Source organism: Reinekea forsetii (assembly GCF_002795845.1).
Taxonomy (GTDB): Bacteria; Pseudomonadota; Gammaproteobacteria; order Pseudomonadales; family Natronospirillaceae; genus Reinekea; species Reinekea forsetii.
Genome location: NZ_CP011797.1, coordinates 1,881,005 through 1,897,867, shown reverse-complemented (window position 1 = coordinate 1,897,867; position 16,863 = coordinate 1,881,005). Strand labels below are relative to the sequence as shown.

The following is a 16,863-nucleotide window of genomic DNA, read 5'->3' as shown; positions in this document are numbered from 1 at the left end:
GGAGTCTAATTATGTCAGTTGAAATGAGTCAGTTTCATCAGGTTTTCTTTGAGGAAGCTCAAGAGCATTTGCAACTGCTCGAGCAGCTACTGATGGCTTTGGATATTGCCCAACCGGATACCGAAGACCTCAACAGTATTTTTCGTGCGGCCCATTCGATCAAGGGCGGTAGCGGTATATTCGGTTTCACGGCCTTAGCCGATGTAACCCACATTATGGAAAACTTGCTTGATAAGGCGCGCAAAGGAGAATTTTCCTTATCGATACAGGTGGTCGATGTTTTACTCAGCACCACCGACACCTTGGGCGAAATTTTAAACAGCTATCGCAGTGAACTGGCGATTGACTGGCTTAAGGTTACCCAAGCTCAAACGATTTTGAACGTCTGCTTAGTTGATCCGGTCGGCGACCTGAGTGCATCGGATGATGGCGGGCTAACGCCACTACCGGTAGTTGAGCCGGACGCATTGGAAGGCTTTGGGTTATTTTCTGAGGAGAGGGTTTCAAGCATGAAGGGCAGTGCCCAAGACGATTTTGGCCTCTTCACTGCCGAGCCCACACTGGCGGTCGACCCAGGGTTTGGACTCTTTAATGAGCCACAGCTGCAATCGCCACAGGGTGGCCAGTCGATATCTCCGCCAGGCTCTGCTGAACTAGCAAGCCAGCCTAAAGCAGGTGCTGGTCTGACCAAGAAGGTCGGCAACAGCGCTGGCGATAGCACGCTTAGAGTCGAAACCACCAAAATTGATTCATTGATAAATCTGTCGGGTGAGTTGGTTATTACTCAATCGATGTTGGCGCTAATTGGCGCAGAAGTTCCCGGTGAGTTGGGTGAACGATTGCAGTCGGCCTTGCTTGAACTGGAACGCAATACGCGCGAAGTGCAAGACGCTGTGATGTCGGTGCGGATGTTGCCGGTGTCATCGGTATTTAATCGTTTCCCTCGCTTGGTGCGGAATTTGGCCGGCAAGCTGAACAAAAAAGTTGAGTTGATCGTCGAAGGTGGTGCTACCGAGATAGATAAGGGCATGATCGAACGACTGGTAGATCCCTTGACGCATCTAGTGCGCAACAGCCTGGATCATGGTATCGAAACCGCGCAGCAACGAATGGCTATGGGCAAGACTGAAAGTGGCACGCTGTTGCTGAAGGCCGAACAGAAGGGCGGCAGTATCGTCATTAGTATCAGCGACGATGGCGCAGGCTTGAACCGAGACCGAATTCTAACCAAGGCGCGAGAAAATGGCATAATGACCGAGCAATCGCCCGCCGATGAAGATGTTTGGCCACTGATATTCTCACCTGGTTTTTCCACCGCTGCCGAGGTCACCGATGTTTCCGGTCGCGGTGTCGGTATGGACGTGGTGCGCCGAAATATTGAAGCCTTGGGCGGCCATATCGTTATTGAATCGCAGGCCGGCGTGGGTTCAACCTTTCGTATCCAGCTGCCCCTGACCTTGGCCATTGTCGATGGAATGTGTGTCGCCGTGGGCGAACAGGTTTTTGTTTTACCCTTGGTCCACATAGTCGAGTCCATTCAGCCATCCTTAGATCAGTTAAAAACCTTGTCTAATCAACGGCTGATTAAGGTTCGTGGCGAGTATTTGCCGTTGTTAGATCTATACCAACTGATGGCTTTAGAGCCTATTAATATCAACCCGGATCAAGGGATCGTTGTGTTGATTGAAACCAGCAAGCATCGATTTGGACTCTGCGTCGATGCCCTAGTGGGTCAGCAGCAGGTGGTTATAAAAAGTCTTGAACGGCACTACCGACGCGTTAGCGGTGTCTCGGGCGCGACCATTATGGGTGACGGCAGCGTCGCGCTTATTCTCGACGCCGAGTCACTGGCGCTGCAAGTTAAACATTTGGACGGAGTTACTATATGACCAAAATCGAGAATGGTAATTCGTCGCACGGTAATGACGTTGACGAAGAATTCCTTAGCTTTGTATTAGGGGATGAAAGCTATGCCTTGGATATTATGTCGGTTAAAGAAATTCGCGGTTACGAGACGGTCACCAAAATTGCCAATGCACCGGCTTTCGTTAAGGGCGTATTGAATTTGCGCGGCGATATCGTCCCGATAGTAGATTTACGTATGAAGTTTGATATTGGCCAAGCGACCTATGATGAATTTACTATTGTGATTATGTTGAGCGTCAATGATCGTATCGTCGGGGTGGTGGTCGATGCGGTGTCCGATGTGGTTAAGTTTTCGGCACAGCAAATTTTGCCACCACCGGAATTTGGTGTGTCCTTCAACACTCGTTTTCTGCGCGGCTTGGCGACCATTGAAAATAAAATGATTGTTTTGGTAAATATCGCGGCCCTTATCGGTAGTGATGAATTGGGCCTGATGGACTTGAACACGACTGCGGGGCAGGAATAAAAAAATGACACTATTCAATTGGTTTGGAAAAAAAAGTTCAGCACTTCAGGTCGAACGAGATCAATTCTTGCAAGCGCTCGATAATAGCGGAAACAGTTTTATGATTGCCAATGCCAATCGTGAAATCATCTATACCAATAAGGCCGTGATTACGATGTTAAGGAAATCTGAATCGGCTATTCGAAAGGAGTTGCCGAAATTTAGTGTGGACGATTTGATCGGCAGTAATATTGACAGCTTTCATAAAAATCCAGCCCATCAGCGCATGATGCTGGAGCGCTTAAGTACTACCCATATAGCTGACATTAGTTTGGGTGGCCTAAGCTTTAAGCTGATATTGAATCCTATTGTGGGCGCCAATCGAGAGCACCTGGGGACCTCTGTTGAATGGATTGATCGGACCGAGGCTATCTTGGCCGAAATAACCACTGCCCGGACCTTAGAAGCGCTCGACAATACCAGCACCAATGTCATGATTGCCGATAATGAGCGCAATATTATCTACCTTAATAAATCGGTTGTGACTATGTTGCGGGCCCAGGAAGCGGAGTTGCGCAAGTCGTTGGCGCATTTTTCAGTCGATAAGATACTCGGCGGATCCATGGATCAATTTCATAAAAACCCGGGTCACCAAAGCGGTCTGCTGGATAAGTTGACCGATACTTATATCGGCAATATCCAAGTCGGTATTCTGCATTTTCGGCTGACCGCCAGCCCGATCTTTTCCAAGGCGGGGGAGCGCTTAGGTTCCGTTGTGGAATGGTTGGACCGGACCAAGGAAGTGATGGCGGAACAGGAACTCAGCCATCTGGTGTCGGCGGCAGCGGCGGGCGATTTTACCGTGCGTGTGGCAACGCAAGGTAAGGATGGCTTTATTTTAATGTTAGCCGAAAATCTTAACCGCTTAGTTGAAACCTCAGAAGTGGGGCTTAAAGATGTGGCTCGGGTATTGATGGCGCTGTCGGAAGGTGATTTAACCGCGCGCATCGACGGCCATTACGAGGGAACCTTTGATGATTTGAAAAACTACTCGAATCAAACCTCCGAGAAATTGACTGCGATGATCGGCGAAATTAAAGTTGCGGCCCAAACCATCAGCACCGCGTCCAGCGAAATTGCCCAGGGTAACGCAGATTTGTCGCGCCGCACGGAGCAACAGGCCTCGAGTCTGGAAGAAACCTCATCCAGCATGGAAGAGTTGACCGGTACCGTTCGACTCAATGCTGATAACGCCAGCCAGGCCAACGCTCTGGCGTCACAAGCAGCCAATATTGCGATCGATGGCGGTGAGTTAATTCAGCAGGTGGTCAAAACTATGGCCTCAATTAACGCCTCGGCGCGAAAAATTGCCGATATTATCGGGGTGATCGATGGCATTGCATTTCAGACCAATATATTAGCGCTCAATGCCGCGGTGGAGGCCGCGCGAGCCGGTGAGCAGGGGCGCGGTTTTGCCGTGGTGGCCTCGGAAGTTCGTAGCCTGGCACAGCGCTCGGCAAACGCAGCAAAGGATATCAAAGAGTTAATTTCCGATTCGGTCAACGAGATAGAGAGCGGGAACAGTTTGGTGGGCAAGTCGGGCGATACCATGCAAGAAGTGGTAACGGCCATTAAGCGGGTAAACGATATTATGGCTGAAATCGCGGCTGCATCGGCCGAGCAGGCGACCGGTATCGATGAGATCAGCAAAGCCGTGGTGCAGATGGACGAAATGACCCAGCAAAACGCCGCTCTGGTTGAGCAGGCCGCCGCGGCGGCAGAAAGTATGCAGTCCCAAGCCCAGCAGCTAACGGGCCAGGTGTCGACCTTTACCTTGGACGAGAACGGCGTCAGTGGCGGGGCGGGGACGGCCGCTGCGCGCATTGGCCACGACACTAAAACGATGGTGAGTCGGCCGGCCGCCGCCAAATCGGTAAAAAAAACTCCGATATTAAAAAGAAATGAGACCGCTGCCGATGAGTGGGAAGAGTTTTAAGGACACCATGGACCGAGAATTCAGCTACACCCAAGCGCATTTTGAACAGGTTCAAGCGAAGCTATATGAGTTGGCCGGTATTCAACTCGACACCAGCAAGGATGCCCTGGTTTACAGTCGTCTGGTGCGCCGTATCAGGAGCCTAAAGGTGGGAGGTTTTGCGAATTATTTTGTCTATTTACAAAATACCCCGTCCGAAACACAGGAATTCATCAATGCCCTGACCACAAATTTGACGTCCTTTTTTCGTGAGCCGCACCACTTTGACATACTCAAAGGCTATTTGCAGGATCATCCCGGCAACCTGCGGATCTGGTGCGTCGCCAGCAGTACCGGTGAGGAAGCCTACTCCATTGCCATGACCGTCGCAGAGCATTACGGCCAATTCGATACCCCGGTTGAGATTATTGCATCCGATATTGATACTGATGTGCTGACTGCGGCATCGGCTGGTATTTATAAACGGGAGCGCATCGAGTCGATCGTTCCTCAACGCCGCAAGCAGTTCTTTCAGCGCGGCACCGGCGGCCAGGATGGTAAGGTCCGGGTGGTTCCTGAGCTGAAACGGATGGTTGAGTTTGCCCAAATAAATTTACTCGAACCTAGCTGGCCCATTCGGTCAACGGTGGATGTAATTTTTTGTCGTAATGTGATGATCTACTTCGATAAACAGACCCAACTGGCGCTGCTGACTCGGCTTGTCGCTCTACTCCCCTCGGACGGCCTTTATATAGCCGGACACTCGGAAAACTTCTCGGCCTTTGCGCAGGTGGTCCGACTGGCTGGCCAAACGACCTATTACCCGGTGAGAGGTTAGCATGCAGGGTTTCGATTTAAACAGTTTTGATCTAAACAACAATCACCTCGCTCCTAATCGGTATTTCGATAGGCATTTTGATCAAGACGCGGTCAAGATATTGCCGGGTGAATATTTCGCCACCCGAGACAATACCCTGATCGTAACGGTGCTCGGCTCCTGCGTGTCGGTGTGCTTAAGTGATGCGAAGCTGAAGATTGGTGGTATGAATCATTTCTTGTTGCCCAACGACAGCTCGGCGAACCAGGACATCCTGGGCGATTCGGCCCGTTATGGTGGCTATGCAATGGAAATACTGATCAATCATATGCTCAAGCTGGGCGCGCGTCGTTCAAGTTTGGTGGCAAAAATATTTGGCGGTGGCAATGTGTTGCGCGGCATCACCGCCACACAAGTTGGCCAGCGCAATGCAAGCTTCATCCAGGCCTACCTAAAGACCGAGCGCATCGCCATTTTGGCCTCCGATTTACTTGAGAATTACCCGCGTAAAGTCTACTTTTTTCCGGCCACCGGTAAGGTATTTGTGCGCAAGCTCAAAGCACTGCATAACAGCACCATTTTGGATCGGGAGAGCGCATATCGCTTGCGTATCCGTAACACGCCGATAATGGGCGATATTGAATTGTTTGGTGATTGAACTCTATGATCAAAGTCTTGGTAGTCGATGACTCCGCATTGATTCGGGCCCTATTGGGTAAGCTTATTGCAGCCGATCCGGCCCTGATGTTGGTCGGGGCCGCGCCCGATGCCTTCGTCGCGCGCGAGATGGTTATTCGGTTGCAGCCCGATGTGATCACGCTCGATATCGAGATGCCAAAGGTCGATGGCCTGACCTTTCTAACGCGCCTGATGCAGGCCCGGCCCACACCGGTCATTATGATTTCGACCCTAACCAGTGCGGGGGCAGACGCTACCTTGAGAGCCTTGGAATTGGGAGCCGTGGACTTTATTGCTAAACCAATGCTTGATGTCAGCCGGGGCATAGAGGCTTACCAAGAATTGATCAGCACTAAAATCAAGATGGCCGCCCAGGCCCGACTCATTAAGCCCAAAGTTAGCAGCCTGAATCGCATTGCACCGGGGTCCAATAACCTCATCGGCTCCGAGACAATATTAGCCATTGGTGCCTCGACAGGCGGGACAGAAGCCATTAAGTATCTATTGATGCAGTTTCCAGCCGCCATGCCCGCAATCGTGATAACTCAACATATGCCACCGGGCTTCACCAAAACATTTGCGACTCGACTTAATAGCCTCTGCCAGGTGCGAGTTAAGGAAGCGGAGCAGGGTGAACGATTGCTGGCCGGCTGCGCCTATATCGCGCCAGGCGACCAACATCTGGAGGTGATTCGGGTTGGCGCCGATTATCGCGTGCGCCTGCACCAGCAAGAGCGGGTCAGCGGCCATCGGCCCTCCGTCGATGTCCTATTTCAATCGCTGGCCCACAGTGCCGGGGTCAACACCGTAGCACTGATCCTGACCGGTATGGGCCGTGACGGCGCAGAGGGTATGTTGAGACTCGCGCGGCAGGGCTGTTATACCCTTGCTCAGAATGAGGCCAGTTGTGTTGTGTTTGGCATGCCCAAGGAAGCGATTAAGTTAAATGCCGTGAGTGAGGTTCTGGGCCTCGATCAGCTCGGCGATGCGGTAATCCAGAGGTTAAACGCCTTGTGCGCCGCCACCGGCCTATAGGGGGCTCGTAGATTCCACCAGATCGATTCGCCGTTGCACAGGCCATCAGCGCAGTTTTCTCCAATACCTTTTGAGTTGAATCAAGCTTCTTCCGAGTCGCTCGGAGTATTATGTCGCTTGTGTTAAATAGTGCACATATTAGTAAAAGGGATTGTAATACAAATGGCAGCGGCCAATTGCTGGTAATGCGCCAATATATGACTGTCCTAGCGTCATTGTGTCGTAAAAGTTGATAATGTTAGTCTTAAAAATCGCTCGTTAATTAACCAGCAAGTGTTCTATATTTAACACGCTTTAGAGACTTAGCCACAAATTCAAATATTGTGTGCTGAAACGTAAGATAACTGACCTCCAGGAACAACATTAAATGAAACGGAACGGACCCTCCAGACATTCTCTTATGGCTTTTGTGAAAGTAATTTCCAAAACACCAAAAGTACGAGACGACGGGAACCGCAACACGCTGAAAAACCTATGCCGACCCGAAGTGCGTGAAGAGTTGAATGTTCAGGGTGTCGCTATTTTGAGCGACAATTGATCTGCGTTCAGCAGGTCGCCTAGTAATACCCCATCCTGCCATAGGACCCTTAAGCTAGTGGGGTTCTATCGGTCTTAGCAGCGCGTTTGCTTAGGCGAGTCGGCTTGCCAAATCCGAATGAATAAGTTTTTCTGCTTAGGCCCTCACATCCCGGTTTTAACCTCCAATCCCGCCGCTAGGCTTGGCTATTGCCGAGCATCTTTCAATAGTCTTGTATTTCAAGGCCATAGGGTAAACTCTCAGGACCGATCGCCGGCAAATAGTACTAAATGTTTTGACCCGTCGGGCGATAAACTGATTAAGACTATTTGGATTCTTTGTTATGTCAGTCCTGAAATTATTTCGACCCCCACTATTTGCTGTCGCGCTAATGTTCGCCGTGCCGCTGGTGCATGCCCTGGAGTATGGTGTTGACGGCAGTTTAGCCAGCTCGACGCTAGTGGACGATTGGGGCGTCGCGACCCATCTGCAAATCATAGGTGACAACCACCTAGGTTTGGATTTGGGTTATCAATATCTTAATAGTATGACCTATGATGGGTTCGGTTCGGCGGTAAGCCATGCCTTCAGTCAATATGAGGTCGGGCTCCTATGGCAGCTTGGCGAGGATGGCCTGCGCTTACAAACGCAGGCCGGAATGGTCCTATCCGGCAACGCGTTACAGGCCGGCACTGACGATCTGATCACCATGTTTCAACCGGGCTACCAAGTCGGCCTCGGGTTGAGTGTACCCATCTTTACCCGCTTTAGAGCCTTTGCCGATGCTGGCTATCAGGGTTGGTTGGCCGGTGAAATCCCCGATCAAACACGCTGGCGCTATGGCTTGCGGTTGAACTTTGGTGGTGTCGACAAAAAAGCCTTAGCCGCTGAAGAGGCCGCTCAAGCACAGCAAGAAGCGGAACGGCAGCAGGCCCTAATTGACAATCCACCGGTTACCATCGACACCGCAGTGCCGGTATATGTGCCCAGCACTATGTCCCAATCGTTGCCACCCATTCTGAGCTTGGCGGAGTTGTGCAAATGTTTTCCAGCCGGCCCCTTTACCCTGCAGCTGGGTCAGTTTGGCAACATGCAGCAAGCGGTAAGGAGTTTAGAGTTTCGTGGTCTGCGTCAATTCTTCAACTCACGCGCCTACCAAAAAGCACCTTTGCCGGTGTTCCTGTCCCAGTCTTCGGATGATATGCCGGTTGGCATTTACCTTGGTGAGCTGGAAACCCTCGCCGAGTTAAAATATTGGCACCATGAATTGCGTAAAAGTGGTCTGAGTGCGCGGTTCCGCAAGATTCTCGGCAGCAATGGTCAGCGCGTGGAAAACCCAATAGTGGCCATGGATGATAAGGTGGTCTTAGACAACCCGATTTACACCGCCGAAGAAATACGGCGCATGAATACGCTGGCCGAAGACTATGTGGCGCCGGTGCCTGAGCAAAAATTGTTAGTTGAGAAAGCGGCCTACGATAACCAATTGGCTAGCAAACGCACGGTGTTAAACCAAGCCCCCGTACCACAAGTTTATTTGGCCGACACGGCAGTGCAGATTGGGCCTATTGATATGAGCGAATTACAGGCCTTGTTGTCGGTTACCGCCATGCGTGAAGCACTGGCCCGCACCACCAAATTCCGCGTTCCTCTGGACATGGCGTTGGTATGGGACGAAGGTAAGCAGGAAGCCTGGCTGAATTTTGCACGCTTCGAAGATGAGCAACATCTGGACGAATGGCGGGCCTGGTTAGATTCAGAGGGTTTGACCAGTCGTCGCTTGGCGAAGCCGTTCAACCCCTTGGGTGATGTCTATGAATTTCAGCTCGGTCAGGCGCAACAGGAGTTCAGCATTGAAATTACCCGACATGATGCATTCGATAAGATGCTGCACAGTATGACATCGCCAGAAATCCTCTGGTTCCAGGCCTATCAACGGATTAATGACCGGCCCATTCACACCAGTCTGAATTGGTCGATGGCCGATTCCCGTTATCACCTAATTGTCACCAATGTGCAGACCAGTGACGAACAACAGGTAATATGGAGCAGTTTGACCGCGGTCGGTCTGCTGCCCTCATTGGCCGAAGAATAGGGCAATCGACCAGTAGTCGGCCAGGGTGAGATCGGTAAGTCTCACAAATTTTAATGACAGACATGGTCAAGGTAGGGTCGCCGGTCAGCCTTTGATGACCAGCTGGTAACTTTGCCGCCTGGCTAACTTCTACCCTGTTGAATCACCTAGCCGACTCTCTATCCGAGGCCCGCAGGTGCGCCATCGACAGACTGCTGCAGCGAACCTTTACTTTGGACCCCGCATGGACTTTCCTATTGAATTACTCGGTATATTATTTATCGTTGCGCTCATCGCAGGCTGGGTCGATACCCTCGCCGGTGGGGGCGGTTTGCTGGTCTTGCCCGCGTTGTTGCTGTGCGGTATTCCGCCCATCCAGGCTTTGGCGACCAATAAGTGCCAAGGCTTTGTTGGGACCCTGTCGGCAACCCTAACCCTTTATCTTAAAGGCCGGTTGAAGACGGCTGGGTTAGGGCGCCTGATGGCTTATACGGCCTTAGGCGCCCTGGCTGGTACCTGGCTGATTCAACGCATCGACACCAGCTGGCTAGCATGGGTGATGCCGCTGCTGCTGTTGCTCGTTGCCGGCTATTTTTTTGCCGTGCCTAATTTGGGTGAGCAGGAAGGTCGGGCCAGGATCAGTGATCGCCTCTGGGGCAGAACCCTAGTCCCACTGATTGGTTTCTATGATGGTTTTTTCGGTCCGGGCACCGGCTCTTTTTTTGCCGCCAGCAGCGTGGTGCTGCGGGGTAAAACTCTGATCGACTCAACGGTTATCGCCAAACCCTTGAACTTTACCTCGAATATCGTCTCGTTAGTGTTGTTCGCCTTCGGCGGTCAGGTGATCTGGTCGATCGGCCTAGTGATGATGGTGGGCCAGGCTCTGGGGGCCACCTTGGGCGCCCATTCAATCTATTGGGGCGGTGCTCGGTTGATCCGGCCTATGGTTATCCTGATGTGCGTGGCGATGTCAGTCCGTCAGTTGTGGGTATTTTTCTAGTTGATACGCGCCAGTGACGAGCATCTTGATCATAATCACCATCTGATCGATTAGCAGAGGATGCTCCTCTTGGGGCATCTCTAAGGCATCGGCCCCCATAGCAAACACCAGGCGGGTAATGGCCCGGGCAATGAGCGCCGGTGCGGCCGGTGACAGGGCTGATCGGGCGGCGATCGCGATCAGGTCCTCGGTCAACTCCTGTTCAAAAAAGCTCAGCTGCTGACGCACCGCATGCTTAAAGCGGTCAGAGCCGATAACGCCTTCGCGCAGCAAGATGGGTAGGTAGGGGCCGTCGTCATAGAGTTGTTCAATAAAGGTTTCGACCGACATCCGCACGATGCCTTTATTGCGCTCCTGAGCGCGAAAGCGGGCCTGCCCAATGACCTTACGCAGGGTGCTGCCGGCCAGTTCGATCACACAAATAGCCAATTCATCCGTGCTCTTAAAGTGCCGGTAGAAACTATTGGGTGCAATGCCAGCCTCGCGGGTAATCTCACGCAGGCTAAGCGAGGAAATCGAACGATGCGGGCCGACCAACCGAAGGGCCGCAGCGATAAGTTGTTCTTGGCTGATGGTGGCTTTGCGGCCAACCGTCGGTTTGGCTGCTCGTTCTGATGGGCTCACAGGTCATCCTTAAGTCGTATCCCGGCTAGGTCTTAACTTAACACTAATGAGACCCTCTGCAGAGCATTATTAGACAAGTGTATACAATTCATTATAATTGCCGGTCTAACTAGACGGTAAAAAGTATGATAAAAGTTTCTGATGCGCTGATGTCGTTTCGAAATATGGTCCTCCCTGAGCCCGTTTTCGATTTTTGGTGTGCCGAACTAGGACTTCTCTCGCGCCGTCAGGCCGCAGTGGCACGTGCCGTGAAGGTCGTCTCAGAAACACCCAATACAGTCTCTATCTGGCTCAAGCCCAATGCCAATTTTGTTGGCGTATTGCCCGGGCAACACGTTAATGTCGGCATTGAAATCGATGGCCACCGCTTCCAGCGCAGTTATTCGGTTAGCGGTGTGCGCGGTCGGTGTTTTCGCATTACCGCGCGCAAGGTTGCCAATGGCAAGGTCAGCTCCTATCTAAATCAATATGCCCAACGTGGCATGCGCTTTAGCTTGGGGGAGGTGTATGGTGATGTGACGGTCAATAGCTTCGCCCAAAAACCGGCCCTATTCTTAGCCGGTGGCATCGGTATCACACCGATTATCTCTATGCTCGAGAGTTGGTCGCAGACCATGCGCCATCAGCCGGTGCAGCTGGTCTACTGGGGCAAAACAACCCAAGACTTGGTCTTTATTGAGCGCTTAAAAAATTTGGCGCAAAAGCACAGCTGGTTTGAGCTGAAGATTCTCGAAACGCAATTTTTGGAACGCAATGCCGACGGTACGCCCAGACTCTTGGCCGAAACCTCAGCCTGGTTTCAGGAGCTAAAGGGCCGATTGACCGACTTTGAAGCCTTTGCCTGCGGCAGTGATGGCTTTGTCGACCAGATACGGGAGCGCTTCTCGCCCCTGGTAAACACCTTTCAGTTCGAATCTTTTTCGCCGCTACTGGTGGCCGCCGAAGCCGGCGTGCCGATTCAGGTCCGCTTGACCAAACAGAACCGAACCGTAACCGTGCCCAGTGGGGTCAATCTATTGAACGCCTTGGAGCGGGCTGGCGTGGCCGTGTCATCCGGTTGTCGCCGGGGCACCTGTAATACCTGCAGTTGCAATAAAATCAGTGGCATCACCCAACATCAGGGTGATCGTTCCATCAACGAGGCCATGGCATCGGGCTTTAAACCCTGCACCCAGTCCGCCCTCAGTGATATAAGCTTGGAGATGTAATGACCGCCCTGTACAAAGAATTGACTGCCGATGAGACGCGCCGCTTTGGCGCGGCCATCGATCAATTGCATGCCGAGGTTAAACAAGAAATCGGTCAGGCCGATGCCGATTACATTCGGCGCGTCCACCGTGCGGTGCGCTATCTGGGTGTGATCGGTCGAGCGGCGTTGATGTTGAGTTTTATTCCACCGTTCTGGTTTATCGGCGTGGCGGCCTTGGCCCTATCTAAAATTATCGACAATATGGAGCTGGGTCATAATGTGATCCACGGTCAGTATGATTTTATCGGAGATAAACACCTCAATGGTAAGCAGTTTGAATGGGATATTCTCGGCACCAGCAACAATTGGCGTAAGACTCATAACTACAAGCATCATACCTACACCAATATTGAAGGGCAGGATGAGGACATAGGCTATGGTTTTATCCGCGTCTTTGCCGAACAAAAGTGGCATCCCTGGTATCTGCTCCAGCCGCTCTATAGCTTTTTCTTTGCCTTTGCGTTTCAGTGGGGCGTGGCGCTGCAAAACCTAAACGTTAAGCCGCAACCGGGCACGAACTATTTTAAGCACCTGACGCGGCAAAACCCCGAGGCCTGGCAGAAGATTAAGTGGCAGCTGGGCAAAGATTATCTGATCTTTCCGCTATTGGCGGGGCCGATGTTCCTATCGGTCTTAGCCGGCAACATGGCGGCCAATGTGATTCGCAGTTTGTGGACCTTTATCATTATCTTCTGCGGCCATTTTACCGAGAAAACGGTCTTGTTCCCGGCCAGTGCGGTCAATGACAACGAGCCCGGACAATGGTATGTGCGCCAGGTTCGAGGCTCCAGCAATATCACCGGCGGGAAGCTGTTTCACTTCTTGAGCGGCAATCTCAGCCATCAAATTGAGCACCATCTGTTCCCCGATATACCGGCGAATCGTTATGCCCAACTAGCGCCACGGGTCAAGGCGATCTGCGCCGAATACGGCCAAACCTATAACAGTGGGCGACTGTCGGTGCAGTTCTATCAGGTCATCTATGCTATCTGCCGGCATGCTTTTCCGTCGCGTCCGCGGTCCATTTGACCCTTACATGCACCGCAAAATGGTTGGCTCAGCCCAGCCACTGGCGTAGAGTGCCGTTTCGTTCCTAGTCCGTGAGACACCCATGTATTCGCAACAAGAGGCCTTGGGCCAGCTGCTTGACTATAGTGCGCTGGATTCTGACCAGCAGAAAGCGCAAGAATTTATCGTTGAGTTTGTCCGTGCTAACCCGGACTATTGGTCGCGTGCCAATCTGGCCGGTCACCTAACCGGCTCGGCCTGGATAACGGATGTCCGGCGTGAGCACGCGGTATTGCTGCACCATAAGAAGCTCAACATGTGGCTGCAACCGGGTGGGCACATCGATGCCGATGATGCTGACCTGGCTCAGGCCAGCTTACGTGAGGCCCAGGAAGAGACCGGGTTGTTCAATCTGGTTCTGGCCCAACCGGGTATCTTTGATCTGGACGTGCACCGCATTCCGGCGCGGCCGTCGGAGCCGGAGCATTGGCATCTCGATGTTCGCTTCTGGTTTGTTAGTGCTGAGCAAAGCTTAGTGCTGAGTCATGAATCCAATGCTTTGCGCTGGTTAAACCGAGCCGAGATAGGCCAACTGACCCAAGAAGAATCGATTATGCGTATGGTCCGCAAGAGCCTTGCAACCCAACCAATTTAGGCTGATTGTGCAGCGCAATAAAAAGGGCGACCCTAGGGTCGCCCTTTAGCGGTATAAACGGGTTGGTTCGAGCGCCTGCCAAGGCTCGGGTCTAGCCGAACTGGTTCATGGTGTTATCGTCACCGGCTGCCTTCAGGGCATTGTCTCCGGAAAAATATTCCTTATGGTCATCGCCTATATCTGAGCCGGACATTTGCTGGTGTTTCACGCAGGCGATACCTTGGCGTATTTCTTGTCGTTGCACGCCGGCAACATAACCCAGCATGCCATCGGTACCAAAGTAGGCTTTGGCCAGGTTGTCAGTCGACAACGCCGCCGTATGGTAGGTTGGCAGGGTAATAAGATGGTGAAATACGCCGGCATTCTTGGCCGCATCCAGTTGGAATTGCTGGATGCGACGATCGGCTTCCAGGCCGAGTGGGCTATCGTCATAGCTCGGCTGCATCAACTCGGCGCGTGAGTAGGCCGAGACGTCGGTGCCGGCCGCCGACCATTCATCGAACAGTTGCTGGCGGAAACTCAGGGTCCAGTTGAACGACGGCGAGTTGTTATAGACCAGTTTGGCTGTCGGTATCACCGCTCGAATTCGGTCAACCATGCCGCCAATTTGGCCCACATGGGGTTTTTCGGTTTCGATCCAGAGTAGGTCGGCGCCAGCCTTCAGCGCTGCGATGCAATCGAACACACAGCGATCTTCACCACTACCGGGCCGGAACATGAACAGGCCCGATGGCAGGCGTTTGGGTCGCACCAGCTTGCCATCCTGTTGCAGGACCACATCGCCCGGGTTCAACATCTGCGGCGTCACTTCTTCGACATCCAAGAAACTGTTGTACTGGTCTGCCGCGTCGCCGGCGACTCTGACCTTGGCGATCTGTTTGGTAAGACCGGCTCCTAAGGAATCGGTGCGTGCGACGATAATACCGTCATCGACACCAAGCTCTAAAAAGGCATAACGCACCGCGCGGATTTTCGCATGAAAGTCTTCATGCGGCACCGTGACCTTGCCATCCTGATGGCCACATTGTTTTTCATCGGCAACCTGGTTTTCCAATTGGATGCAACAGGCACCGGCCTCAATCATTTTCTTAGCCAATAGATAGGTTGCTTCGGCATTGCCAAATCCGGCATCGATATCGGCGATAATCGGCACTATATGGGTCTCATATTGATCAATCTGCGCAATTAGATTGCGTTCCTTTAGGTCGTTTCCAGCTTTAACGGCGCTATCCAAGGCATGAAACAGAACGCCCAACTCGCGCGCATCGGCTTGACGCAGGAAGGTGTAGAGCTCCTCAATCAAACTGGCCACGGCGGTCTTTTCATGCATCGACTGATCGGGCAGGGGGCCAAAGTCTGAGCGCAGAGCGGCAATCATCCAGCCAGACAGGTAGAGATACTTGCCTCGGGTCGAGGTGAAATGCTTTTTCACCGAGATCATCTGCTGTTGGCCGATAAAGCCGTGCCAGCAACCCAACGACTGAGTGAATTGACTGCTGTCGCCATCGTAGGCTGCCATATCGCGGCGCATGATGGTGGCGGTGTAACGGGCGATATCGAGTCCGCTCTGAAAACGGTTCTGAGTGCGCATGCGCGCTACCGCTTCGGCATCGATGCGGTCCCAACTGGGGCCAGCAGCTTGGCTCAGGCGATCGGCGGCCTGCACGCTGTCTTTATAGGTAGCAACCTTGGCTTGTGACATCTTGAAGAACCTCTTTTGGGTGTGTATTAAGCGGCGCTGGCGCCCTGGATATTGCTTGGATCTGTATAAACAATAGGCAGGCGGCTATGATTCGTCTAGTTTATATGTATAATTTTGGTTATACGTATAGTGAATAGTAATCAGAAGAATTTATATTTTTAGCGTAATTACGCTAAAAATAATGTTCTTGTTTATAGGAATTAAAATATGCAGTTAAACCGAGTAGATATGAACCTCTTAGTCTATTTAGATGCGTTGTTGCGCGAGCGAAGTGTTACTCGAGCTGCTCAAAAGTTGGGTATTAGCCAGCCGGCGATGAGTAATGGCCTGCGTCGCCTGCGCGATCTATTTGGCGACCCACTGCTGATTCGCACCAGCGACGGCATGACTCCGACCGAACGGGCTCGCGAGCTGGAGCCGATGTTACGCTTGGCGTTGCAGTCGTTGGAAAAGGTGGTCCAACCGCGCGCCCACTTCGATGCCTTGGAGAGCCAGCGGGTGTTTCGGATCATGGCCAGTGACTATGCTGAATCGACCCTACTGCCCGCGCTGCTCAAGCGTTTAACGGTCGAGGCGCCGGGCGTGGCGCTCGATGTGATGACGCCCAGCGATGTCAATTTTTCCGATGTCGAGCAGGGTCGTGTCGATATGGTGATCAATCGCTTTGATACGTTGCCGCAATCCTTTCATCAGATGACGGTCTGGACCGATAACTTCTGCTGTATGCTCAGTACCGATAACCCCATTCTGGAAAACTTTAGCCTGGCCAATTACCTTAAATCCCGCCATGTCTGGGTCAGCAAGACCGGCTATGGTGTGGGTGTTGGGGTGGATCCAAGCGATGTGCAGAAGCTCGGTTTCGTCGATGATATTCTCCATCAGATGGGTAAGAAGCGCGATATAGCGGTCTTTACCCGTCATTATCAGGTGGCCATGCTGCTCGCCGAGGAAAACAATCTGATTGTCACCATTCCGGCCCGAGCGGCACATTTGCAGGCGCGTAATCCGCGCCTGGCGGTCAAAGCGCCGCCGTTTGAAATCCCCTCTCTGTTGTTAAAGATGGTCTGGAGTCCGTTGCTGCACCATGATCCGGCGCACCGTTGGATTCGTCGTCTGATTATCGATGTGGCCGAGGAAATTCCGGCGCCGTATTTTTAA

14 protein-coding genes are annotated in these 16,863 nt (G+C 52.3%); 12 read left to right on the top strand and 2 right to left on the bottom strand.

What is annotated here, in order from left to right:
- Positions 1–11 precede the first annotated feature (11 nt).
- The 8 genes from REIFOR_RS08850 to REIFOR_RS08815 all read left to right on the top strand — a co-directional run bounded on the left by REIFOR_RS08850 (position 12) and on the right by REIFOR_RS08815 (position 10,467).
- Complete coding sequence (locus REIFOR_RS08850; protein WP_100257214.1) at positions 12–1,889, top strand: chemotaxis protein CheA; 1,878 nt, start codon at positions 12–14, stop codon at positions 1,887–1,889.
- Positions 1,886–2,392 (top strand): chemotaxis protein CheW, encoded by a 507-nt coding sequence (locus REIFOR_RS08845; protein ID WP_100257213.1) that lies wholly within the window; start codon positions 1,886–1,888, stop codon positions 2,390–2,392. Before REIFOR_RS08850 ends, REIFOR_RS08845 begins: the two co-directional genes overlap by 4 nt.
- A 4-nt stretch (positions 2,393–2,396) precedes the next feature.
- Positions 2,397–4,367, top strand: a complete 1,971-nt coding sequence (locus REIFOR_RS08840) for a methyl-accepting chemotaxis protein (protein WP_100257212.1) — start codon at positions 2,397–2,399, stop codon at positions 4,365–4,367.
- A complete protein-coding gene (locus REIFOR_RS08835; protein WP_227003645.1) occupies positions 4,348–5,184 on the top strand; it encodes a CheR family methyltransferase in 837 nt (278 codons plus the stop codon). The genes REIFOR_RS08840 and REIFOR_RS08835 overlap by 20 nt, the downstream gene beginning before the upstream one ends.
- A 1-nt stretch (position 5,185) precedes the next feature.
- Positions 5,186–5,821 (top strand): chemoreceptor glutamine deamidase CheD, encoded by a 636-nt coding sequence (gene cheD, locus REIFOR_RS08830; RefSeq protein WP_100257210.1) that lies wholly within the window; start codon positions 5,186–5,188, stop codon positions 5,819–5,821.
- Between the two features lie 5 nt (positions 5,822–5,826).
- On the top strand, positions 5,827–6,876 hold the full coding sequence (locus tag REIFOR_RS08825) for a protein-glutamate methylesterase/protein-glutamine glutaminase (protein ID WP_100257209.1): 1,050 nt from the start codon (positions 5,827–5,829) through the stop codon (positions 6,874–6,876).
- 860 nt (positions 6,877–7,736) lie between these two features.
- Positions 7,737–9,488 carry a hypothetical protein gene (locus tag REIFOR_RS08820; RefSeq protein WP_100257208.1) on the top strand — a complete coding sequence of 584 codons (1,752 nt, stop codon included), beginning with the start codon at positions 7,737–7,739 and terminating at the stop codon, positions 9,486–9,488.
- Between the two features lie 223 nt (positions 9,489–9,711).
- Complete coding sequence (locus REIFOR_RS08815) at positions 9,712–10,467, top strand: TSUP family transporter (protein WP_100257207.1); 756 nt, start codon at positions 9,712–9,714, stop codon at positions 10,465–10,467.
- Here REIFOR_RS08815 and fabR read toward each other — a convergent pair.
- Positions 10,438–11,091: an HTH-type transcriptional repressor FabR gene (fabR, locus tag REIFOR_RS08810; protein WP_100257206.1), complete on the bottom strand. Its 654-nt coding sequence runs from the start codon at positions 11,089–11,091 to the stop codon at positions 10,438–10,440. The two genes, REIFOR_RS08815 and fabR, sit on opposite strands and share 30 nt — an antisense overlap.
- 125 nt (positions 11,092–11,216) lie before the next feature.
- On the opposite strand from fabR, the gene REIFOR_RS08805 reads away from it, so the two are divergent.
- The 3 genes from REIFOR_RS08805 (at position 11,217) to REIFOR_RS08795 (ending at position 14,003) form a co-directional block, all read left to right on the top strand.
- Positions 11,217–12,299, top strand: coding sequence for a flavin reductase family protein (locus tag REIFOR_RS08805; RefSeq protein WP_100257205.1), 1,083 nt, complete (start codon positions 11,217–11,219; stop codon positions 12,297–12,299).
- Positions 12,299–13,369 carry a fatty acid desaturase family protein gene (locus REIFOR_RS08800; RefSeq protein ID WP_100257204.1) on the top strand — a complete coding sequence of 357 codons (1,071 nt, stop codon included), beginning with the start codon at positions 12,299–12,301 and terminating at the stop codon, positions 13,367–13,369. The genes REIFOR_RS08805 and REIFOR_RS08800 overlap by 1 nt, the downstream gene beginning before the upstream one ends.
- A gap of 82 nt (positions 13,370–13,451) precedes the next feature.
- Entirely contained in the window at positions 13,452–14,003 is a 552-nt protein-coding gene (locus REIFOR_RS08795) for an NUDIX hydrolase (RefSeq protein ID WP_100257203.1), read from the top strand.
- A gap of 91 nt (positions 14,004–14,094) precedes the next feature.
- On the opposite strand, the gene REIFOR_RS08790 is transcribed toward REIFOR_RS08795, so the two are convergent.
- Complete coding sequence (locus REIFOR_RS08790; RefSeq protein ID WP_100257202.1) at positions 14,095–15,705, bottom strand: isocitrate lyase; 1,611 nt, start codon at positions 15,703–15,705, stop codon at positions 14,095–14,097.
- A gap of 207 nt (positions 15,706–15,912) precedes the next feature.
- On the opposite strand from REIFOR_RS08790, the gene REIFOR_RS08785 reads away from it, so the two are divergent.
- The gene (locus tag REIFOR_RS08785) at positions 15,913–16,863 is read left to right on the top strand and encodes a LysR family transcriptional regulator (protein WP_100257201.1); all 951 of its coding nucleotides are present in this window, start codon (positions 15,913–15,915) and stop codon (positions 16,861–16,863) included.